Source organism: Solibacillus palustris, from assembly GCF_022549215.1.
GTDB classification, from domain to species: Bacteria; Bacillota; Bacilli; order Bacillales_A; family Planococcaceae; genus Solibacillus; species Solibacillus daqui.
Genome location: NZ_JAKZFC010000001.1, coordinates 138,490 through 156,122, shown reverse-complemented (window position 1 = coordinate 156,122; position 17,633 = coordinate 138,490). Strand labels below are relative to the sequence as shown.

At 38.7% G+C, this 17,633-nt stretch carries 16 protein-coding genes and 1 pseudogene; 3 read left to right on the top strand and 14 right to left on the bottom strand.

Features of this window, described 5'->3' with window-relative positions:
* Positions 1-278 precede the first annotated feature (278 nt).
* From LZ480_RS00705 to LZ480_RS00670, 8 genes and pseudogenes are all read right to left on the bottom strand, one after another.
* Complete coding sequence (locus LZ480_RS00705; protein ID WP_241367411.1) at positions 279-2,057, bottom strand: aminopeptidase P family protein; 1,779 nt, start codon at positions 2,055-2,057, stop codon at positions 279-281.
* Positions 2,050-3,162, bottom strand: a complete 1,113-nt coding sequence (gene eutH / locus LZ480_RS00700) for an ethanolamine utilization protein EutH (RefSeq protein WP_241367410.1) — start codon at positions 3,160-3,162, stop codon at positions 2,050-2,052. The genes LZ480_RS00705 and eutH overlap by 8 nt, the downstream gene beginning before the upstream one ends.
* A 34-nt stretch (positions 3,163-3,196) precedes the next feature.
* Positions 3,197-3,757: a helix-turn-helix domain-containing protein gene (locus tag LZ480_RS00695; protein ID WP_241367409.1), complete on the bottom strand. Its 561-nt coding sequence runs from the start codon at positions 3,755-3,757 to the stop codon at positions 3,197-3,199.
* A 257-nt stretch (positions 3,758-4,014) separates the two neighbouring features.
* A complete protein-coding gene (locus LZ480_RS00690; RefSeq protein WP_241367408.1) occupies positions 4,015-4,611 on the bottom strand; it encodes an ankyrin repeat domain-containing protein in 597 nt (198 codons plus the stop codon).
* A 204-nt stretch (positions 4,612-4,815) separates the two neighbouring features.
* A pseudogene (locus tag LZ480_RS00685) lies at positions 4,816-5,721 on the bottom strand (HNH endonuclease).
* A gap of 309 nt (positions 5,722-6,030) precedes the next feature.
* A complete protein-coding gene (locus LZ480_RS00680; RefSeq protein WP_241368636.1) occupies positions 6,031-6,597 on the bottom strand; it encodes a YdhK family protein in 567 nt (188 codons plus the stop codon).
* 159 nt (positions 6,598-6,756) lie between these two features.
* Positions 6,757-7,437, bottom strand: a complete 681-nt coding sequence (locus LZ480_RS00675) for a response regulator transcription factor (protein WP_241367407.1) — start codon at positions 7,435-7,437, stop codon at positions 6,757-6,759.
* Positions 7,434-8,816, bottom strand: coding sequence for a sensor histidine kinase (locus LZ480_RS00670; protein WP_241367406.1), 1,383 nt, complete (start codon positions 8,814-8,816; stop codon positions 7,434-7,436). The genes LZ480_RS00675 and LZ480_RS00670 overlap by 4 nt, the downstream gene beginning before the upstream one ends.
* Before the next feature lie 220 nt (positions 8,817-9,036).
* On the opposite strand from LZ480_RS00670, the gene LZ480_RS00665 reads away from it, so the two are divergent.
* The 3 genes from LZ480_RS00665 (at position 9,037) to LZ480_RS00655 (ending at position 12,232) form a co-directional block, all read left to right on the top strand.
* Positions 9,037-10,740: an ABC transporter ATP-binding protein gene (locus LZ480_RS00665; RefSeq protein WP_241367405.1), complete on the top strand. Its 1,704-nt coding sequence runs from the start codon at positions 9,037-9,039 to the stop codon at positions 10,738-10,740.
* Positions 10,741-11,037: 297 nt separating this feature from the next.
* Positions 11,038-11,961 (top strand): dipeptidase, encoded by a 924-nt coding sequence (locus LZ480_RS00660; RefSeq protein ID WP_241367404.1) that lies wholly within the window; start codon positions 11,038-11,040, stop codon positions 11,959-11,961.
* A gap of 73 nt (positions 11,962-12,034) precedes the next feature.
* Entirely contained in the window at positions 12,035-12,232 is a 198-nt protein-coding gene (locus tag LZ480_RS00655) for a YwbE family protein (RefSeq protein WP_241367403.1), read from the top strand.
* Between the two features lie 84 nt (positions 12,233-12,316).
* Here the strand turns inward: LZ480_RS00655 and LZ480_RS00650 are convergent, their stop codons facing one another.
* From LZ480_RS00650 to LZ480_RS00625, 6 genes are all read right to left on the bottom strand, one after another.
* The gene (locus LZ480_RS00650; RefSeq protein WP_241367402.1) at positions 12,317-13,033 is read right to left on the bottom strand and encodes an amino acid ABC transporter ATP-binding protein; all 717 of its coding nucleotides are present in this window, start codon (positions 13,031-13,033) and stop codon (positions 12,317-12,319) included.
* Complete coding sequence (locus LZ480_RS00645) at positions 13,026-13,682, bottom strand: amino acid ABC transporter permease (protein ID WP_241367401.1); 657 nt, start codon at positions 13,680-13,682, stop codon at positions 13,026-13,028. The genes LZ480_RS00650 and LZ480_RS00645 overlap by 8 nt, the downstream gene beginning before the upstream one ends.
* Before the next feature lie 164 nt (positions 13,683-13,846).
* Positions 13,847-14,647, bottom strand: coding sequence for a transporter substrate-binding domain-containing protein (locus tag LZ480_RS00640; RefSeq protein WP_241367400.1), 801 nt, complete (start codon positions 14,645-14,647; stop codon positions 13,847-13,849).
* Between the two features lies 1 nt (position 14,648).
* Positions 14,649-15,971, bottom strand: coding sequence for an aspartate aminotransferase family protein (locus LZ480_RS00635; protein WP_241367399.1), 1,323 nt, complete (start codon positions 15,969-15,971; stop codon positions 14,649-14,651).
* 310 nt (positions 15,972-16,281) lie between these two features.
* Positions 16,282-16,926: a 3-oxoacid CoA-transferase subunit B gene (locus LZ480_RS00630; protein ID WP_241367398.1), complete on the bottom strand. Its 645-nt coding sequence runs from the start codon at positions 16,924-16,926 to the stop codon at positions 16,282-16,284.
* On the bottom strand, positions 16,926-17,624 hold the full coding sequence (locus LZ480_RS00625; protein ID WP_241367397.1) for a CoA transferase subunit A: 699 nt from the start codon (positions 17,622-17,624) through the stop codon (positions 16,926-16,928). The genes LZ480_RS00630 and LZ480_RS00625 overlap by 1 nt, the downstream gene beginning before the upstream one ends.
* Positions 17,625-17,633 lie beyond the last annotated feature (9 nt).

The following is a 17,633-nucleotide window of genomic DNA, read 5'->3' as shown; positions in this document are numbered from 1 at the left end:
TTCAACAAACTGGTACGTTAGTTAAACAAGACATAGTATTTAAAATCCTCAACAATCGTCTATTTTGAATCCCTATTTGATACAGACAACCATTTAATCTAAACTAAAACTAGTTAACCGACACTCCAACAACAAAAGTGCTTCTACTAATGGAAATTCCATCGTAGAAGCGCTTATGTATACGTTCAGATTCTGGCATGTAAACATCACTTTTTAGTATCTTCAATTCCGTCTATGATATAAGACGAAAAATACCATTTATATTCAGCAATGCCTTTTTAGATTTCCTTAGTTTCTTCTCTTAGCCACACGCGTTCCTCTTCATTTAAATGAGGGGCTAGCTTTGTGTATACCTCTTGATGATAGTTGTTTAACCATTGCTTTTCGCCATCTGTTAACATACCTTTATCAATACCCGCTAAATCAATTGGGCAATACGTGATGGCTTCGAAGTTCATAAATTGACCGAACTCTGTTTTTTCGACTTCAGCTACTAGCATCATATTTTCAATTCGAATGCCGTGCTTTCCTTCAAGATAGATTCCTGGTTCATTCGTAATAATCATGCCCTTTTCTAAGGTCACATTGTTCGAATCATTTCTTATGCTTTGTGGTCCTTCATGAACATTCAAGAAGAAGCCTACCCCATGGCCTGTCCCACATTTATAGTCAATACCGTACTGCCAAATCGGCTGTCTTGCCAAAACATCTAAATTTGAGCCAGTTGCTCCGTGTAAAAATTTCACCGCGCTTAAGGCAATGAATCCTTTTAACACCAAAGTGTAATCTCTTTTTTGTTCATCGGTAAGCTTTCCTAAAACAAGCGTTCTTGTAATATCTGTTGTTCCATCATAATACTGACCACCTGAATCAATTAAAAACAGTCCCTCAGCCTTAAGCGTATGTTGGGTTTCTTTATTGGCTTTATAATGCATCATCGCAGCATGTTCTTTATAGCCTGCTATTGTATCGAAGCTAGGTCCAACAAATCCTTCCTGCTCACTTCTGAAATTTTCTAATTTTTCTTCTGCAGCAATCTCTGTAATTTCTTCTTTCGCTACAGAGTCCTTTAGCCATTTTATAAACTTCACCATGGCTAAACCATCTTTAATTTCACACGCTTTTAAATTTTTTATTTCCACATCATTTTTAATAGCCTTTAAATCAGTCGTGATGTTAGGACTTACAATTTTCTTTGCCTCACTGTTAATGGCATTGTATAGTCGAATATTCGTTCTAGTAGAATCTAACATAACAGCATCATCGCCTGAAAGACTTTCTAAAAATGGTTGTATTTCATCATTTGCTTTTAACTCGATCCCTTCAGCCTCTAGTTCTACTTTAACTGAAGCTGGAACTTTGCAAGAATCAATAAATAAATAACATGTATGTTCTGCTACGATGACATTCGCTATAACAACTGGACTGTTCGGCACATCTTTTCCTCTTATATTCAACAGCCATGCAATGTCATCAAGGGAAGTTAAAATATAATAATTGGCTCCCTTATTTTTCATTTCTTGTCTTACTTCATTTAATTTTTCTACGCGTGATTTGCCCGCATAGTTTACGTCATGCGTGAATAATGGTTCTTTCGGAATCTCCGGTCTGTCTTCCCACAGTTCACCAATTAAATCTTGATCTATTTTTAATGTGATTTTCTTGGCCTTTAGATCGGCTTCCATTCTTTTAACCATAGTAGTTGAAAAAACATTTCCATCAAAGCCTACAATATTCCCTTCATTCAGAACATTTGCAAGCCACTCTGAATAAAAAGGCACCCCAGGATCCATCATTCTAAATAATTTGATTCCTGAGCCCTCAAGCTGCTTTTCTGCTTGAATATAGTATCTACCATCTGTCCATAGCCCAGCATCCTCTAATGTAATCACTACCGTACCTGCAGATCCTGTAAACCCTGATAGCCATTGTCTACCCTTCCAATGCTCCGCTACATATTCACTCTGATGTGCATCAAAACTAGGAATGATATAAGCATCCATTTGATTTTCTTTCATTAGCTGTCTTAACTTTTCGACTCTATCTCTACTATTCATTACGAATTCCCCCATTATCCTTAAGTCTAATTTGTTTATGTTCACGGTCGTACAACCAGATAGCTAGCACGATACTAATGATTCCTGCTGTAAGCTTTGATATGATAAATGCGCCTATCATGTCTGGTGCTACTCCAGACACAAACCCAAGTTGGCCACCAAATACAAATGCGCCACTCACCCCAAATGCAGTAGCTACTACTTTTCCTTTAGGATTCATTTCCTTGAAAGTTCCAAATATTAATAAATTACTAGCTAAACTTCCTAAAATGCCTGCTACTGATACTGAATTAATCCCAAATCTTTGCCCTATTTTCTCAAAACTATTTTTAAAAATTCGATTAATAAATGCTAGCATCGGATATGCGCCACCTAAAACAATTGCAATCTTGGCCACTATCACTGTAGATTCAGCTAGTGGTGCTAATCCTGATACAAGCCTTACACCAAATATCACATCTATGCCTTGTAAAAGTAACCCAATAATACTCAGACATACGATAAGCTTCCCAAATACATTAAAAACTTTTATAAAAACATGTGGAACTTTTAATAATCCTACCCCTAAAATAATGGCAAAAACAAAGATAGGTATCAGATTTAACACTAATAGATTGATATCGATTTTTTGCCATAAGCCCGCTGCTAGACATCCTATTGGGATAGTAATAATTCCAACTAGCACACCCTTAGAAAAATAGCCTTCATCCTCTTTTGAAAGCATCCCTAACGCGACTGGTATTGAAAAACTAATTGTGGCTCCTAACGTAGAGGCAATGATAATTCCTGAAAATGCACCCATTTCCTCTGTCGATGCTAGCTGACTAGCCATCTGATAGCCGCCCATGTCTACAGCTAAAAATGCTGCTGGAACGATAGAGGGATCTAAACCAAAAACGCGACAGATTGGAATAATCACAGCAGATAAAAAGTCGGTAAAAATAGGTACTAAAGAAATTATCCCGATCATGCCTAGCCCTAAAGCTCCCATGGTCTTTATACCTTCCTCAAATTTCCCACCCAGCTTCAAATGACTTCCGGTAATATAATCAATCGCACCAATGACAAAAAAAGAACCAATTACAAATAATATGAATTTATCCATTGTTAGTATCACTTTCTATAATGTCCTTGCTAAATCAGCCTCTGTTATACATATAATTAGGCGTATTAATCGCGATTAGCTTTACGTTTTTATTCGTATAATTAGCCCAATTGTGGGAAATAGTTGAGTCCATATGAACACTATCACCTGGATATACTTCATGCCTTATACCATTGAGGTAAACGGTTAAGATTCCCTCTAAAACATAAACGAACTCTTCCCCCTCATGCGTATAGGATACGATTTCTTCATCCTTCTTTTGAGGAAGAATTTCAATAAGCCTTGGAACAAGCTGTTTATTTTCCATATTTGAACTTAAACTATACTTAATAAAGCCGCCTTCTACGGAATCCATTATTTCTTGTTCATAACTTCTTAAAACCAACTCTTTCTTTTTGAGTGGATAATCAAAAAAGTGTGTTAAATGTACCTCCAAAATAGCAGCTAGTTTTTCAAGTGAGTCAACTGCTATGGTAGTAAGCCCTCTTTCTAATTGAGATAGAAATCCAACAGATAATTCGCTTTTTTCACTTAACTCTTTCAACGTAATTCCTTTTTCAGTTCTCAATTTCTTTATTTCCATTCCTATATTCATCACTTCACTCCCCTAAATTTCATTACTGTGAATAATATAGTATATCCCAAACCGAAATACAATATGTTATGAAATAAATTCATACATATGAATTTATCGATTAACATTATCCTATATTCTCTCAAGAAAGGCCGACAATAAAAAAAACGCTTGATCTAGTAGATCAATACGCCTAAATTGTTAACTAATAATATACGAAAAAGAGTTATCTTATTGTGCCATATTCAATTAAAGTACCAATAGCTTTAAGAATAGTTTTACTGCTCCAACAACTCAATCATCTCTGTATATCCTCTATCTTTAGCATAGTCCAATGCCGTCAGACCATTGTCATCACGAAGCTCTTTGTTTGCATTGTAAGCTAGCAACTCCTGTACAATTTGCTGATATACTTTTGAACCATCTGTTAATGCGACTGCTTCAATTAAAGCTGTATAGCCAAAGTTATTTTGATGATCTATATCCATTTTTCCATCCGCTAAAAGTAACTTTACATTAGCTAAATGGCCCTTTTCAGCAGCTGGGATTAATGCATTGCCCCCATATCGATTGTACACCTGGTGATTGGGTGTTGCATTTTCAAGTATATAAGCTAAAATTTCTGTTTTTCCTTGTGCACCTGCATATAAATAAGGGCTATCTTGAATCCTGTCTTGTTGGTTAACATCTGCCCCTGCATTAATTAGCGCTTTTGCAATTTCAATATAATTTTCATGTGTAGCAATTAACAACGGTGTTTCATCATTTTTATTCGTTTCATTAATTGGATAAGATGCATCTTTTAAAATGTCCTGTACTTTTTCAAGATTGTTCGCTTCAACCGCTTGAAGCAATTCACCTGATTGATGTGCCATTACCCTTTCCCCCTCATCATTACAGCCTGCTATTATGAATAAAAAGCTAATAATAAATCCTTTAAGTAATCTCAAATTTAAACCACCCTTTACAGGAAAGTTTCAATAATTATAACGATAACCGCTGCCCCAAAAATTCGAAGCATTGTTAATCCCTATCTCCTGAGCGAGAGATAACGCTACTATTGGCGAAAACGCTCTCCCTCATCCTCTAAAAATCTCCCGCTTATGCCACTTAAAATATTTCTTATTCTCCTCCACACGGTTTACGCGCATTTTTTCATGAATGCCGTACTTACTATAGTCCGCTTTCGCCAGCTCCGGTGAAATGTGAATTTTCCCAGTGCCATCAAAGGCAATATAGCCTCGGTCGTATAGTGTATCATGGTTGCTGCACAGTAAAATGCCGTTGTACGGATCAAGTCGTTCTTCATCGGTCGAATCTTTCCACGGTTTGGAGTGGCTTGCTTTTAACAGCTCTGGTAATTCGATGCCGCATAACGCGCAATGATGGTCTCATAAGGGAGTCAGCTGCTTTTTGAATTTCTGCTGACCCCTGCGAATTTTCAACTTGGCCTCTGCCTCGGTTTCAAATAAAATCGGTGCTAATGTATTGCGTTCTTTTTGTGCAATTAACCCCATCGCAAATTCTAGCTGTTCTTCATTTTCCTCATAAATATTCGCATCACTTATAAGCTCTAACAATTTAATCGCGAGCATTTCATTACAAGGATATAAGAAGCCTTGGTTGCCATCGCCATTTTGTTGGAATGGGGAGTATTTCACTGGTAAGAGCTGCTGGATTTGCTCAAAGTTTGCTTTAATTGAAATTGAACTATTTAATGGTTCATATGCAGAAGTGAATAGATTGCCAATTTGTTTAGATTCATCGAACGGATTCTCACCTTTACGGCAATCTTCTTGCGCAATACTAATCGCGACAATTTCGCCTTTTACGCAATGGAAAATGGCATCACCTTGTTTTACCTCGTTCATGCGCTCCCAAGAATGCGGTGTCTGCCCGCTATTATCGTAAATGGAGCACCAAACAACGTTCGCGTCCTTTGCCTGTTCATATGTTTTTCCTTGCATTACTATATAAAAATTCATATCCGTACACCCTTTTTTTCATCGTTTCATTTAGTTTACCACTATTATTCCCTCAAAAATAAAGATGTCATTATAGAAAAACACCTTTCGCGCCAAACAATGCCGCATCTGTATGAATCCCCAAAATCCCTAAACCAAAAAAATTCAGCCAACTCGTCTTAATCGACGTCATTTGCCTGAATTTTTAATAGTTCCTGATATTCTATTTTCTCACCTTCATCGGTTCCTTACGCATGTGGTACATGAACGAATTGTATGGATTTTCTCGTTTTTGCTGTACTCGCTATTCGTTTTTCCGTTTGTTAAGCTCTATTCAGCCGCTAACTCACTTTCTGTTACCCACTTGTGATTTGTCACTTTTTCTCCTGTCGATGAAGTGTAGTCCACCATATAGACCGTTGTTTTTTCGGCGGAGTCAATAACTGCCGTTGCACCGTCCATCCCTTCCATATGATCCGCGCGTAATGTTACCTCTGTGCCTGGTTCAAGAGAGGCTGCACCTGGATTTTCAAGCTCTTCGTGAATGACCCATTTATGATTTTTTACAAGTTCTCCAGTAGTTGTAGACGTATACGTAACTGCATAAACCGTTGTATTATAAGCTCCCACCACAGTAGCTTTGACCCCGTCCATTCCTTCCATATGATCTGCATGCATCATCGCTGTAGTGCCCACAGGGAAAGTTGGGTTCGTAGCTTCTGCTAAGCCTTCAGGTAGTTCCCCATCACTTGAATGATTCATCGTTGAATGGTCCATATTTGCATGTTCTTTGTCTGTATTATCTGTACCTTGCTCTTTCTTTTCTTCGGCACATGCGGCTAATGTAAATGTTAAAGCAATGGTCAAGAATCCCAGCGTTAGTTTCTTCTTCATAATTGTCCTCCTCGTAATTTTTTAATGCCTTTTTTTATTGTAACCATGAATTTTGCAAATACTGTGCAGACATCATTATTATTAGGTCAGGGATCCATTTAGAAGAAATAACAAGGTAATGAATTTTTGTTCATCCAATTCGCTACAAGGTTACGGTGCTATCTACACCCATTTATAACCAATCCCCCACACGGTTTTAATGATTTGCTCGCTTGGAAAACCAGCCGTCCTTAATTTTTCGCGTAGATTTCTTATATGTGAATCGACCGTGCGCTGATCGATGAACGCATCGAACTCCCACGCAATCGTCATGAGTTCCTCACGTGTAAATGTTTTTTGTGGACGGGATAAAAGCGCTTCAATGATTAGAAATTCCTTCAATGTTAGCCGAATCGTGCACGCCTCATAATGGAGCGAAAACGTTTCTTTATTCAATTCAAAGCTCCCATGTACAACTATATTTTGTGGTGTGTGTTCATGATTACTCCGTCTTAGCAAAGCATTCACTCTTGCTATTAGTTCCTGCTCATCGAAGGGCTTTGTTATATAATCATCAGCCCCTGTATTTAACCCCTTCACCAAGTCTAGCTTTTCAGACCTCGCTGTCAGCATCATGATGGGCACATTTGAAAACATCCGTATTTTTTTACAAAGTTCCCAACCATCCATTATTGGCATCATCACATCAAGAATGACAAGGTCAATACTTTCCTTTTGTAAAGTGTGAATCGCATCCTGTCCATTTCTATTTTTGATACATCTAAATCCAGCTGGCATGAGGAACAGTTCGATTAAATCGAGCATTCGCTGTTCATCATCTACTAATAAAATCGTTTTCGTCATTCCGCCACCTCGCCTTTTAGGGTGATTGTGAAGGTACTTCCTTTTCCTAAAGTACTTTTCACATCGATTGTACCTCCATGTGCCTCGACTAATTCTTTTACAACGGCAAGTCCAATTCCTGATCCACCGAGTGAGCGAGAGCGTGACTTTTCTACACGATATAATTTTTCAAAAATATAGTCGATTTCATCAGGAGGAATTCCGATGCCTTGATCAGTAATTGAAATAATCGTTTTATTTTGCTCTGTTGAAACAGACAATGTGACCTGTGTATACGAAGGTGAATATTTCTTCGCATTGTCTAGTAAATTTAAAAAAATTTGCTCTAATCGCAAAGGGTCTGCGTAGATTTGAACATCCTTATTACAAATGAATGTTAATTCTAAATCCTTTAATGTAAACGAAGGACGGACAAGGTTTATTAACTGTTGAAAGTATGCCTTTGCCTCAAAATTTTCTTTTGAAATGGTAAATGAGTTTTCATCCATTTTCGCTAAATCTACTAAATTTTTTACGAGCTCCTTCATACGCTCAGACTCTTCAACTAAAATACGTAAATAACGATTTCTTTCATCTTCTTGGATTTCAGGTCTCATCGCGACTTTTGTATAACCAATTAAATAGGTTAACGGGGTGCTTAATTCATGTGCGATGGCAGCAAGAAATTCATTTCTTTCTTTTTTTAGTCGCTCTAAATCACGGGCTAACGTTTGGATCGCCTGTGATAACTCACCAAGCTCATCCTGTTTCACTTTTGGTAGCTCTACTTGAAAGTCTCCAGCGTTTATCTTTTCTGTAGCTTCTTTCATCCGAATTAATGGTCGCGTTAAAATTTGGGATAACACGAGGTAGGCAATAAGTAAAACAAATACGCTTGTGACACCGGCAATACCAAAATGAAAATTTAGTTGATTTACTAATTGTTCGATTGGGCGTGTGCTTTGAAGCATTACAACATAACCCTTTTCGTCATTCGTATGTATATGAAAGGGATGCACACTAATGATATAAGGGGCATTCTTCCAATCTGAAACAAGTAAGGTATCCTTTTTTAAAAATGTTGTTGGTAAGACAGGCATGTAATTGCTTAATTTTTGGGCATCGTTTTCTGAGCTTTTTATGACCTCACCATCACGATCGGTAATGATCACTTGTCGATTACTATCCATTTCCATCAAAACAATATGATGCATCGTGGATTCGGAATAATTTTCAACAAGAACATCGCGATGATTAGAGCCATTTGCTAAAAGTCGTTCATATTCTTCATTTACCTTTGATGTAATCATACTGTGATGGAGATAATACATTAACAATAATTGCATGACGAACACCGTTAGAAAAAAATAGACGGCTAATTTTGTTGAAATTCGCTTCATCGGAGATCATCCCCCCTCTTTAACCTCTAGTATAGAGTAAAATTATGAAAAAATTATGCAGCTATCCATCTAAAAATGTCCGCTCTGTGCGTTATGTACGAAAACTAGATATTCTCCTCCCTATTCCTTCGCCCCTCGAAAAAATGCTATAATCCATATTAAGAATCATTTTCACTAATAATGACACCCCGTTAACATTGCTTAACAGAAAGGACAACCTATGCTAAAAAGATTTTTTACATACTATAAGCCACACAAACGCTTATTTATAATCGATTTTTCAAGTGCGGTATTTGTCGCCATTTTAGAGCTACTATTCCCAGTTGCGGTACAGCGATTTATCGATGACCTGCTGCCAACAAATGATTGGGGTATGATTACCAAAATCAGTGCATTACTACTCTTCACGTACCTTTTGAGCACGGTCATGAACTATATCGTCAACTATTTAGGGCATAAGCTTGGCGTCAATATCGAAACCGATATGCGTCAGCAGCTGTTCAATCATGTGCAGCGTCAGCCTTATACGTTTTTCGATAATATGAAAACGGGCCATTTAATGAGCCGTATTACGAATGATTTATTTGATATCGGCGAATTTGCGCACCATGGTCCTGAGGATTTCTTTATTGCGATTATGACCTTTATCGGAGCATTTTCAATTATGTATAACATTAACGCAACAATGGCGACGCTTATTTTAGTGTTCGTTCCATTTTTAATTGCTGTTATGTATTTAAGTAATCAGCGCATGAAAAAGGGCTGGACGGTGATGTATAGTGAAATTGCCAACGTCAACGGCCGCGTGGAGGACAGCTTTTCAGGGATTCGCGTTGTCAAATCCTTTACGAATGAGGATTTTGAGAAGAAGCGTTTCAAGGAACAAAATGCTTTATTCCGCAAAGCAAAAATCTATGCTTACAAGGTCATGGCGGGTACACACTCAAGCATTTACATTTTAACGCGCCTCTTAACATTAGTTGTGTTAGTTGTCGGGGCTTGGCTCTCTTATACGAAGCAGCTAACGTACGGTGAATTTGCGAGCTTTATTCTCTTTACGAATGTGCTCATAAAACCAATCGACAAAATTAGTGCGCTGCTTGAAATGTATCCTAAAGGTATGGCGGGCTTTAAACGCTTCTGCGATTTAATCGATCTGGAGCCAACCATTGTAGACCGTCCAAATGCCATTGAAGTGAACCATTTACATGGAAATATCGCCTTCAACGATGTTAGCTTCAACTACGCAGATAGTAAACAAGTATTAAACAATCTTTCATTCCATGTTGAAGCCGGCAAAACGATTGCCTTTGTGGGTCCATCGGGTTCAGGGAAAACAACGATCAGCTCACTTATTCCGCGCTTCTATGATGTAACAGACGGCTCGATTACAATCGACGGGCATGATATCCGCGATTTAACGCAAAGCTCTCTACGTAAGCAAATTGGGACAGTGCAGCAAGATGTGTTCCTCTTTACCGGCACCATTCGAGAAAATATTGAGTACGGGAAACTTGGCGCTAACTTTAACGAAATTAAAGCCGCAGCCGAGCAAGCGAACTTACTCGAATTCATCGAAAACTTACCAGATGGCTTCGAAACCCAAATCGGTGAACGTGGGCTGAAATTATCAGGTGGACAAAAGCAACGTCTCGCAATTGCACGTATGTTCTTAAAAAATCCACCAATCTTAATTTTAGATGAAGCAACCTCTGCTTTAGATACAGCGACCGAGCGCATCATCCAGCAATCTCTAAATGATTTAGCCAAAAATCGTACAACGCTTATTATCGCGCACCGTTTAGCGACGATTCGCGATGCTGATTATATTTTCGTTGTCACACCAAATGGCATCGAAGAGCAAGGCACATACGAGGAGCTTGTTGCAAAAGACGGCATTTTCGCCGGGCTGCATCACGCTTAATCACATGCCTCACGTTAGAAATTCCATCTAGCGTGAGGCATTTTTTGGGCTCATTCCGGAAACATGAGGGAGTCAGAATTGGTTACGTGCGATTTTCTGAATTTACGTGCGATATCATGGCAATTGCGTGCGAAATCCTAAAAAACCTATTTTAATTCAGTGTTTGGATCATCTATTTTACGTAAAATGATGTCACTCCCAACATATAGTAATGAACCATGTTTATACAAAAATATTCTGTAAATTATTTTCATATTCATTATAATGAAAGAAAATTCAACGGGATGGTGAGCTCAAATGGCAATACCAATTATCGATTTACATTGTGATGCCCTACTTCGTTTATTCCAACGAAACGATAGCTTTACGAATGCACCAGCATTAGACGTTAATTACGAAAAATTACAAGCTGGTAATGTGATGGCACAAGCATTTGCCATCTATGTGAACCCGGATTTATCACCACTGGGGAAAATTCAGTCTGCTTATCAACAAGCAGAATATTTTCAGCAGCTCATTGAGGCGCATCCGAAAATGGTGCACATGAAGCAATGGCACGATTTCCATACATTGCAGCCCGGGCAAATCGGGGCATTTTTAACAATTGAGGGTGTTGATTTCTTTGGTGGGAACATCAAATTTTGGCATGAATTCTACAAATTTGGTGTACTTGCAATTGGTTTAACGTGGAATTTTGCAAACGAAGCAGCGGATGGTTTATATAGTAAATTGGGACGCGGTGTAACGGATTTTGGCCGTGAAATTATTCAACTCAATAATACACATAAAATTTTCACCGATGTGACGCACTTACATGAACAAAGCTTTTGGCATGTGCTCGAGCATGCGGATTATGTCATTGCCTCCCATTCAAATGCTACATCTGTATGCAACCATGAACGCAATTTAACCGACGAGCAAATCCGCGCAATGATTACGAAAAACGCGCCGATGCATGTTGTCTACTTCCCTGAATTTGTGAATGGCACAGAGCAAGCGGATATGAGTGAGTTAATCAAGCATATCGACCATATTAGCTCCCTTGGCGGTAAGCATTTAATTGGGCTTGGCTCTGACTTTGATGGCATCTCTAGCAAAATTCCAGGGTTGGAACATGCCGGCATGCATCAAAATTTAGTAAATGAGTTACTGAAATATTATCGTGAGGATGATGTACGCGGGTTTTGTTATGAAAATTTTTTAAACCATTTGCCGAAATAAGCTGGACCTTTTTCGCTTCATGGAACGTTCATGCTATACTAGGAAAACATACGAGCATGAAGGAGCAAAGAACATGAACGGAAAAAATCGCAGCGATGTTTACGCTGGTTTAGAGGTAGATATCGTGTTAAAGAAAGACCAACGCACTGGCAACACAACGCGTGGCACAGTAAAAGACCTCCTAACAAACAGCAGCTTTCACCCACATGGCATTAAAGTACGCTTAACAGACGGGCAAGTTGGGCGTGTATGCCAGACGTATCCGAAATAATAGTTTAACGAAGGTCCTAAACTAGGCCTTCGTTTTTTTAAACAAAAAAACACCCGCAAGTTCTCTTTACGGGTGTGTTCATCATTATAAAACTTTCTCTAAAAACGCTTTTGCTCGCTCTGTTTTTGGCGCTGAGAAGAATTCTTTCGGAGATGCTTCTTCCACTAAATAGCCGCCATCTAAAAACAGAACGCGGTCTGCTACTTCACGAGCAAAGCCCATTTCATGCGTTACAATTAGCATCGTCATTCCCTCTTTAGCAAGAGATTTCATAACCTCTAAAACCTCTTTAACCATTTCTGGGTCAAGTGCACTCGTTGGCTCATCGAATAGAATCGCTGTTGGGTTCATCGCTAGTGCTCGCGCAATGGCCACACGCTGCTTTTGGCCACCCGATAAACGGTTCGGATACTCGTTACGCTTGTCGTAAAGCCCAACCTTTGTTAACAGCTCTTCAGCTGATTTCACAGCTTGGTCCTTTGCCACGCCTTTTACGTTAATGGGTGCGTATGTTAAGTTTTCTAAAACCGTTTTGTGTGGGAAGAGGTGGAAGTGCTGAAACACCATGCCTAAATCCTCGCGCACCTTCATAACATTTTTGTCTGTTACTTCTACACCCGCAATTGTAATTACGCCTTCAGTTGGTTCTTCCAAGCGGTTAATGCAGCGTAAAAACGTTGATTTCCCTGAACCTGAAGGACCGATGATGGCAATTACTTCTTTTTCACTGATTTCAGTTGAAATGCCCTTTAATACTTCATTTTTGCCATATGATTTTTTCAGATTATCAATTTTAATCACTGCGTTTCATCCTCTTTTCTAGCGTTCTGCCAAGGAATGATAATATCAATGTCATTACATAGTAGATTAAGCCCGCAATTAGTAACGGCTCTAAGTACGTAAACGTCGAACCACCTACAACGTATGCACGGCGCATAATGTCCATTGCCCCGATTACCGTAACGATGGCTGATTCCTTATTTAACGTAATAAATTCATTCATTAACGATGGTAAAATATTTTTCATTGCTTGCGGCAAAATGATGTCTTTCATCATTTTTGAATATGGAATCCCAAGTGCTTTCGCAGCTTCCATTTGTCCTTTATCGACGGCGTTAATACCGGCACGGATAATTTCAGAAATATAGGCCCCTGAGTTTAAGCCAAATGCGATAATCGCTGCTGGAATTGGATCAATTTTAATATCTAATACTTGCGGAACCGCATAGTAAATTAACATCAATTGAAGAACTAACGGCGTTCCTCGGAAAATCGAAGTATAAAAGCTCGCAAACCAACGAAGTGGCGCCACATTGCCGATTTTACATAATGCCAATAAAACACCTAAAACTAACCCCAAAATCGTCGCACCGATAACGATTTGTAATGTAATACCTATCCCCTCAAAAATATACGGGATAGAGGGTACGACTGCATCAAAATTGAACATCGTAGCCCTCCTTTCTTTAATTGAATTTGTTTTAGCAGAGAAATCCTTATCGGTTTTTCTCTCTAAAAAAACGTGAGAAACGTCATTCAACGTTAACAGCTGAATGACGTTAATTTTTCTTCCAGACCAAGCTAAAGTTCGTGCCTCTTGGTTGTTACTTGCTATTATTCAACAACAAACCATTTTTTCTTTAATTTTTCAATTGTACCGTCAGCAGTTAATTCTTCGATTGCTTTATCGAACTCTGCTTTTAATTCGCTACCTTCTTGTAATACGATTGATTTATAATCTGGCTCTTCTACCTCGATTGGGAATGCTGCTAAATCATCATTTTTCGATAAGTAGTTTTCAGAAACGATATTTTCAATTACTGCAGCATCAAAACGACCTGTTTTTAATTCTTGGATTAACTCAGGAATTAAATTACGGCTTTCTACTTTAAAGCCATGTTCTTCCCCTAATACTTTCGCTAAATCTTCTTGGATAGAAGAAACTTGCGCACCTACCACACCACCTGCTACATCAGCAGGAGTTGTGTAGCCTTTTTCTTTATCAAAAATTAAATATTGTTCTGTTTCATAGTAAGGAATTGTGAAGTCTACTACTTTGTCACGCTCTTCTGTTGGTGTCATACCTGAGATGACTACGTCGAATTTTTTCGCTTGTAATGCTGTAATAAGTGAGTTGAAGTCCATGTTTTGCACTTCAATTTCATAGCCTAATTTGTCACCAATTGTTTTGATTAAATCAATATCGAAACCGATAATTTCATCGCTTGTTGCAGTGTCTACGTATTCGAATGGTGCGTAGTCTGCTGATGTACCTACGATTAACGTTTTCTTGCTATCTGTTGAACCTTCACCTGCACTACCTGATGTTTCTTTGTCGTCTTTTGAAGTACCACATGCTGCTAATACTGCAATGACAAGTGTTGTTAAAATTGCTAATAGCCACTTTTTGTTCATGTTATTTCTCTCCTTTTATTAGTTGTTCTTGTAAATATCGTTCGATGGCTTTGTCTAACATTTGTAAGCCGTCGTCAATTTGTTGTTTTGTTACTGTAAGTGGTGGGATCATACGAATAACTTCGCCTTCATTACCACATAGATAGAACAGAACGCCTTCTTCAAGTGCGTAATCTAATACTTTCCCTACTGCTTCACCAGAAACCTCACCTGTAGTTGGATCTGATAGTTCAATTCCAATCATTAAACCAGCTGAACGCACGTCGCTAATAATTGAATATTTTTCTTTCATTTTTAACAACTGTTCGCGGGCATATGCACCGACTACGCGAGAATTTTCTACTAAGTTTTCTTCGTGGAAAATTTCTAATGTTGTACGTGCTACAGAACAGGCGATTGGGTTGCCACCGAATGTTGTACCATGTGAACCAATCGGCCATTTTTGCATTAATTGTTTTGAGGCAACTGTAGCTGAAAGTGGTAAGCCTGATGCAATGCCTTTAGCAATGGCCATAATGTCCGGCGTTACATCGAAGTACTGTGCAGCGAACCATTCACCTGTACGACCGAAGCCTGTTTGCACTTCATCAAAAATTAATAAGATGCCATGTTGGTCACAAATTTCACGGATTTTTTTCACCCAAGCTTTTGGTGGGATGATATAGCCACCTTCACCTAAAATAGGTTCTAAAATCACCGCTGCTACTTCTTCAGGTGTTACTTGGTGCTTGAATAGCTTTTTGAAATCTTTTTCAAGTTTTTCTACAACATAGCTTTCTGCATCCACACCCGCTGGAGCCGCTTTTACATCTGCATACGGAATTTGGTACGAAAGATGCGATGGCTGTAAAAATTTACGATATTTCGCTTTTGAAGTTGTCACACCAAGCGCACCCATCGAACGACCATGGAAACAACCTGTAAATGAAATCACATATGGACGCTCCGTTACGAATTTCGCTAATTTTAATGAGCCTTCAATTGCCTCCGTACCACTGTTCGCAAAGAAGAAGCAATCTAAATCACCCGGTAACACTTCGCCAAGCTCTTCCGATAATTTTAAAATGGATTCGTACATAATCACCCCTGATGGACCATGCACTAATTCATCTGCTGCGTCTTTAATTGCTTGCACAACTTTTGGATGACGGTGACCTGTGTTTGTCACAGCAATACCTGATGTAAAATCTAAATATTTCTTGCCATCCGCTCCCCAGTAATAACAACCTTCTTCTTTAACTACCGGAAGATTTGGATGATCCTTTGCCATACTAGGCGCTAAATAATCGCCCATTTCTTTATATAAATCTAACCAATTTGCCATTTGATAGGACCTCACAATATAATTTGCAACTTTTTGATAACTAATTTAATGATTATCAAATAAGCGATAATTCATTTTAACCCTTAGTGTATAAATATTCAATATCAAAACATTAAATTCGAATTTTCAGAATTTTATATGCATTATTTTATACATATAATATGAATATATCATTAATAAAAGTAGTAAACGTTGTGATTTTATGTAGTTTTGAAATATAAAGAAAATTCAAAACTACCAACAAAATGAATAATGACGAATAAAAATTCAACTCTTCCATATCAACCAACGCATCTAGTGAAGTACCCCATTAGTAGCAGTTAGTAATCTTAACTTCAAACTGCGCTTCCGTCTTTTCCCTTACTTCCTCAAGCGTCACACCATCCTGCAATTCAACAAGCCGCATGACACCATCCTCAAAATCAAACACCGCTAAATCAGTAATCAGTCGATGAACAACCCCCAGCCCAGTTAGTGGGAGCGTACATTCACGCTTCACTTTGGATTCCCCATACTTATTTGCATGCTCCATAATGACAATGACCTTTTTCGCACCAACGACTAAGTCCATCGCACCGCCCATCCCCTTTACGACTTTACCGGGAATCATCCAATTGGCTAAATCACCCTTTTGCGAAACTTCCATCCCACCTAAAATTGCGACATCAATATGACCACCGCGAATCATTGCAAAGCTTTCGGCGCTATCAAAAAATGCAGCTCCTTTTTTTACAGTTACCGTTTCTTTTCCCGCATTAATTAAATCCGCGTCGATTTCCTGTTCTGTTGGGTACGGGCCAATCCCTAATAATCCATTTTCAGATTGCAGCATCACATCATAATGGGCTGGAATTTCATTCGCAATTAACGTTGGCATGCCAATGCCTAAATTGACATACATCCCATGTTGAATTTCTTGAACAGCACGTTGAATAATTTTTTTTCGAGCGTCCATTAGCTCTCCTCCCTTATCGTGCGACGTTCAATGCGTTTCTCAAAGGATGGGCTATGCACAAGATGTTGTACATAAATACCCGGTAAATGAATTTCATCCGGTTCAAGCTCGCCGATTTCCACAAGCTCCTCCACTTCAACAATCGTCACTCGCCCCGCAGTTGCTACAAGCGGATTGAAATTACGTGATGTTTTACGAAACACTAAATTCCCTGCTCTATCCGCCTTCCATGCTTTCACTAATGCAAAATCTCCTGTAATCGCTCGTTCTAATAAATACGTTTTACCATCAAATTGCTTCGTTTCTTTTCCTTGTGCGATGGGCGTTCCAACCCCCGTAGCCGTATAAAATGCTGGAATCCCAGCCCCACCAGCACGAATACGCTCTGCCAAAGTGCCTTGGGGTGTAAGCTCTACCTCTAATTCTCCACTTAAAAACTGTTGCTCGAACCTTTTATTTTCTCCTACATACGAAGCAATCATTTTTGAGATTTGTTTCTGTTCAAGTAGCACACCTAATCCAAAATCATCCACACCGCAGTTATTACTCACAACAGTTAAATCCTTTATACCCTTGTCTTTTAGTGCTTGAATTAGATTTTCAGGAATGCCGCAAAGCCCAAATCCGCCAACTAACAGCACTGCACCATCCTCTATTTGCTGAACAGCCTCCTGCACTGAACCAATGACTTTATCCATAACAATTCA

Coding starts and splice junctions, on each gene's coding strand:
- LZ480_RS00695 (WP_241367409.1), bottom strand. CDS start 3,757: ATGAATATAGGAATGGAAATAAAGAAATTGAGAACTGAAAAAGGAATT.
- LZ480_RS00705 (WP_241367411.1), bottom strand. CDS start 2,057: ATGAATAGTAGAGATAGAGTCGAAAAGTTAAGACAGCTAATGAAAGAA.
- eutH (WP_241367410.1), bottom strand. CDS start 3,162: ATGGATAAATTCATATTATTTGTAATTGGTTCTTTTTTTGTCATTGGT.
- LZ480_RS00675 (WP_241367407.1), bottom strand. CDS start 7,437: ATGACGAAAACGATTTTATTAGTAGATGATGAACAGCGAATGCTCGAT.
- LZ480_RS00670 (WP_241367406.1), bottom strand. CDS start 8,816: ATGAAGCGAATTTCAACAAAATTAGCCGTCTATTTTTTTCTAACGGTG.
- LZ480_RS00645 (WP_241367401.1), bottom strand. CDS start 13,682: ATGTTCAATTTTGATGCAGTCGTACCCTCTATCCCGTATATTTTTGAG.
- LZ480_RS00630 (WP_241367398.1), bottom strand. CDS start 16,926: ATGGACGCTCGAAAAAAAATTATTCAACGTGCTGTTCAAGAAATTCAA.
- LZ480_RS00625 (WP_241367397.1), bottom strand. CDS start 17,624: ATGGATAAAGTCATTGGTTCAGTGCAGGAGGCTGTTCAGCAAATAGAG.
- LZ480_RS00640 (WP_241367400.1), bottom strand. CDS start 14,647: ATGAACAAAAAGTGGCTATTAGCAATTTTAACAACACTTGTCATTGCA.
- LZ480_RS00690 (WP_241367408.1), bottom strand. CDS start 4,611: ATGGCACATCAATCAGGTGAATTGCTTCAAGCGGTTGAAGCGAACAAT.
- LZ480_RS00655 (WP_241367403.1), top strand. CDS start 12,035: ATGAACGGAAAAAATCGCAGCGATGTTTACGCTGGTTTAGAGGTAGAT.
- LZ480_RS00665 (WP_241367405.1), top strand. CDS start 9,037: ATGCTAAAAAGATTTTTTACATACTATAAGCCACACAAACGCTTATTT.
- LZ480_RS00660 (WP_241367404.1), top strand. CDS start 11,038: ATGGCAATACCAATTATCGATTTACATTGTGATGCCCTACTTCGTTTA.
- LZ480_RS00635 (WP_241367399.1), bottom strand. CDS start 15,971: ATGGCAAATTGGTTAGATTTATATAAAGAAATGGGCGATTATTTAGCG.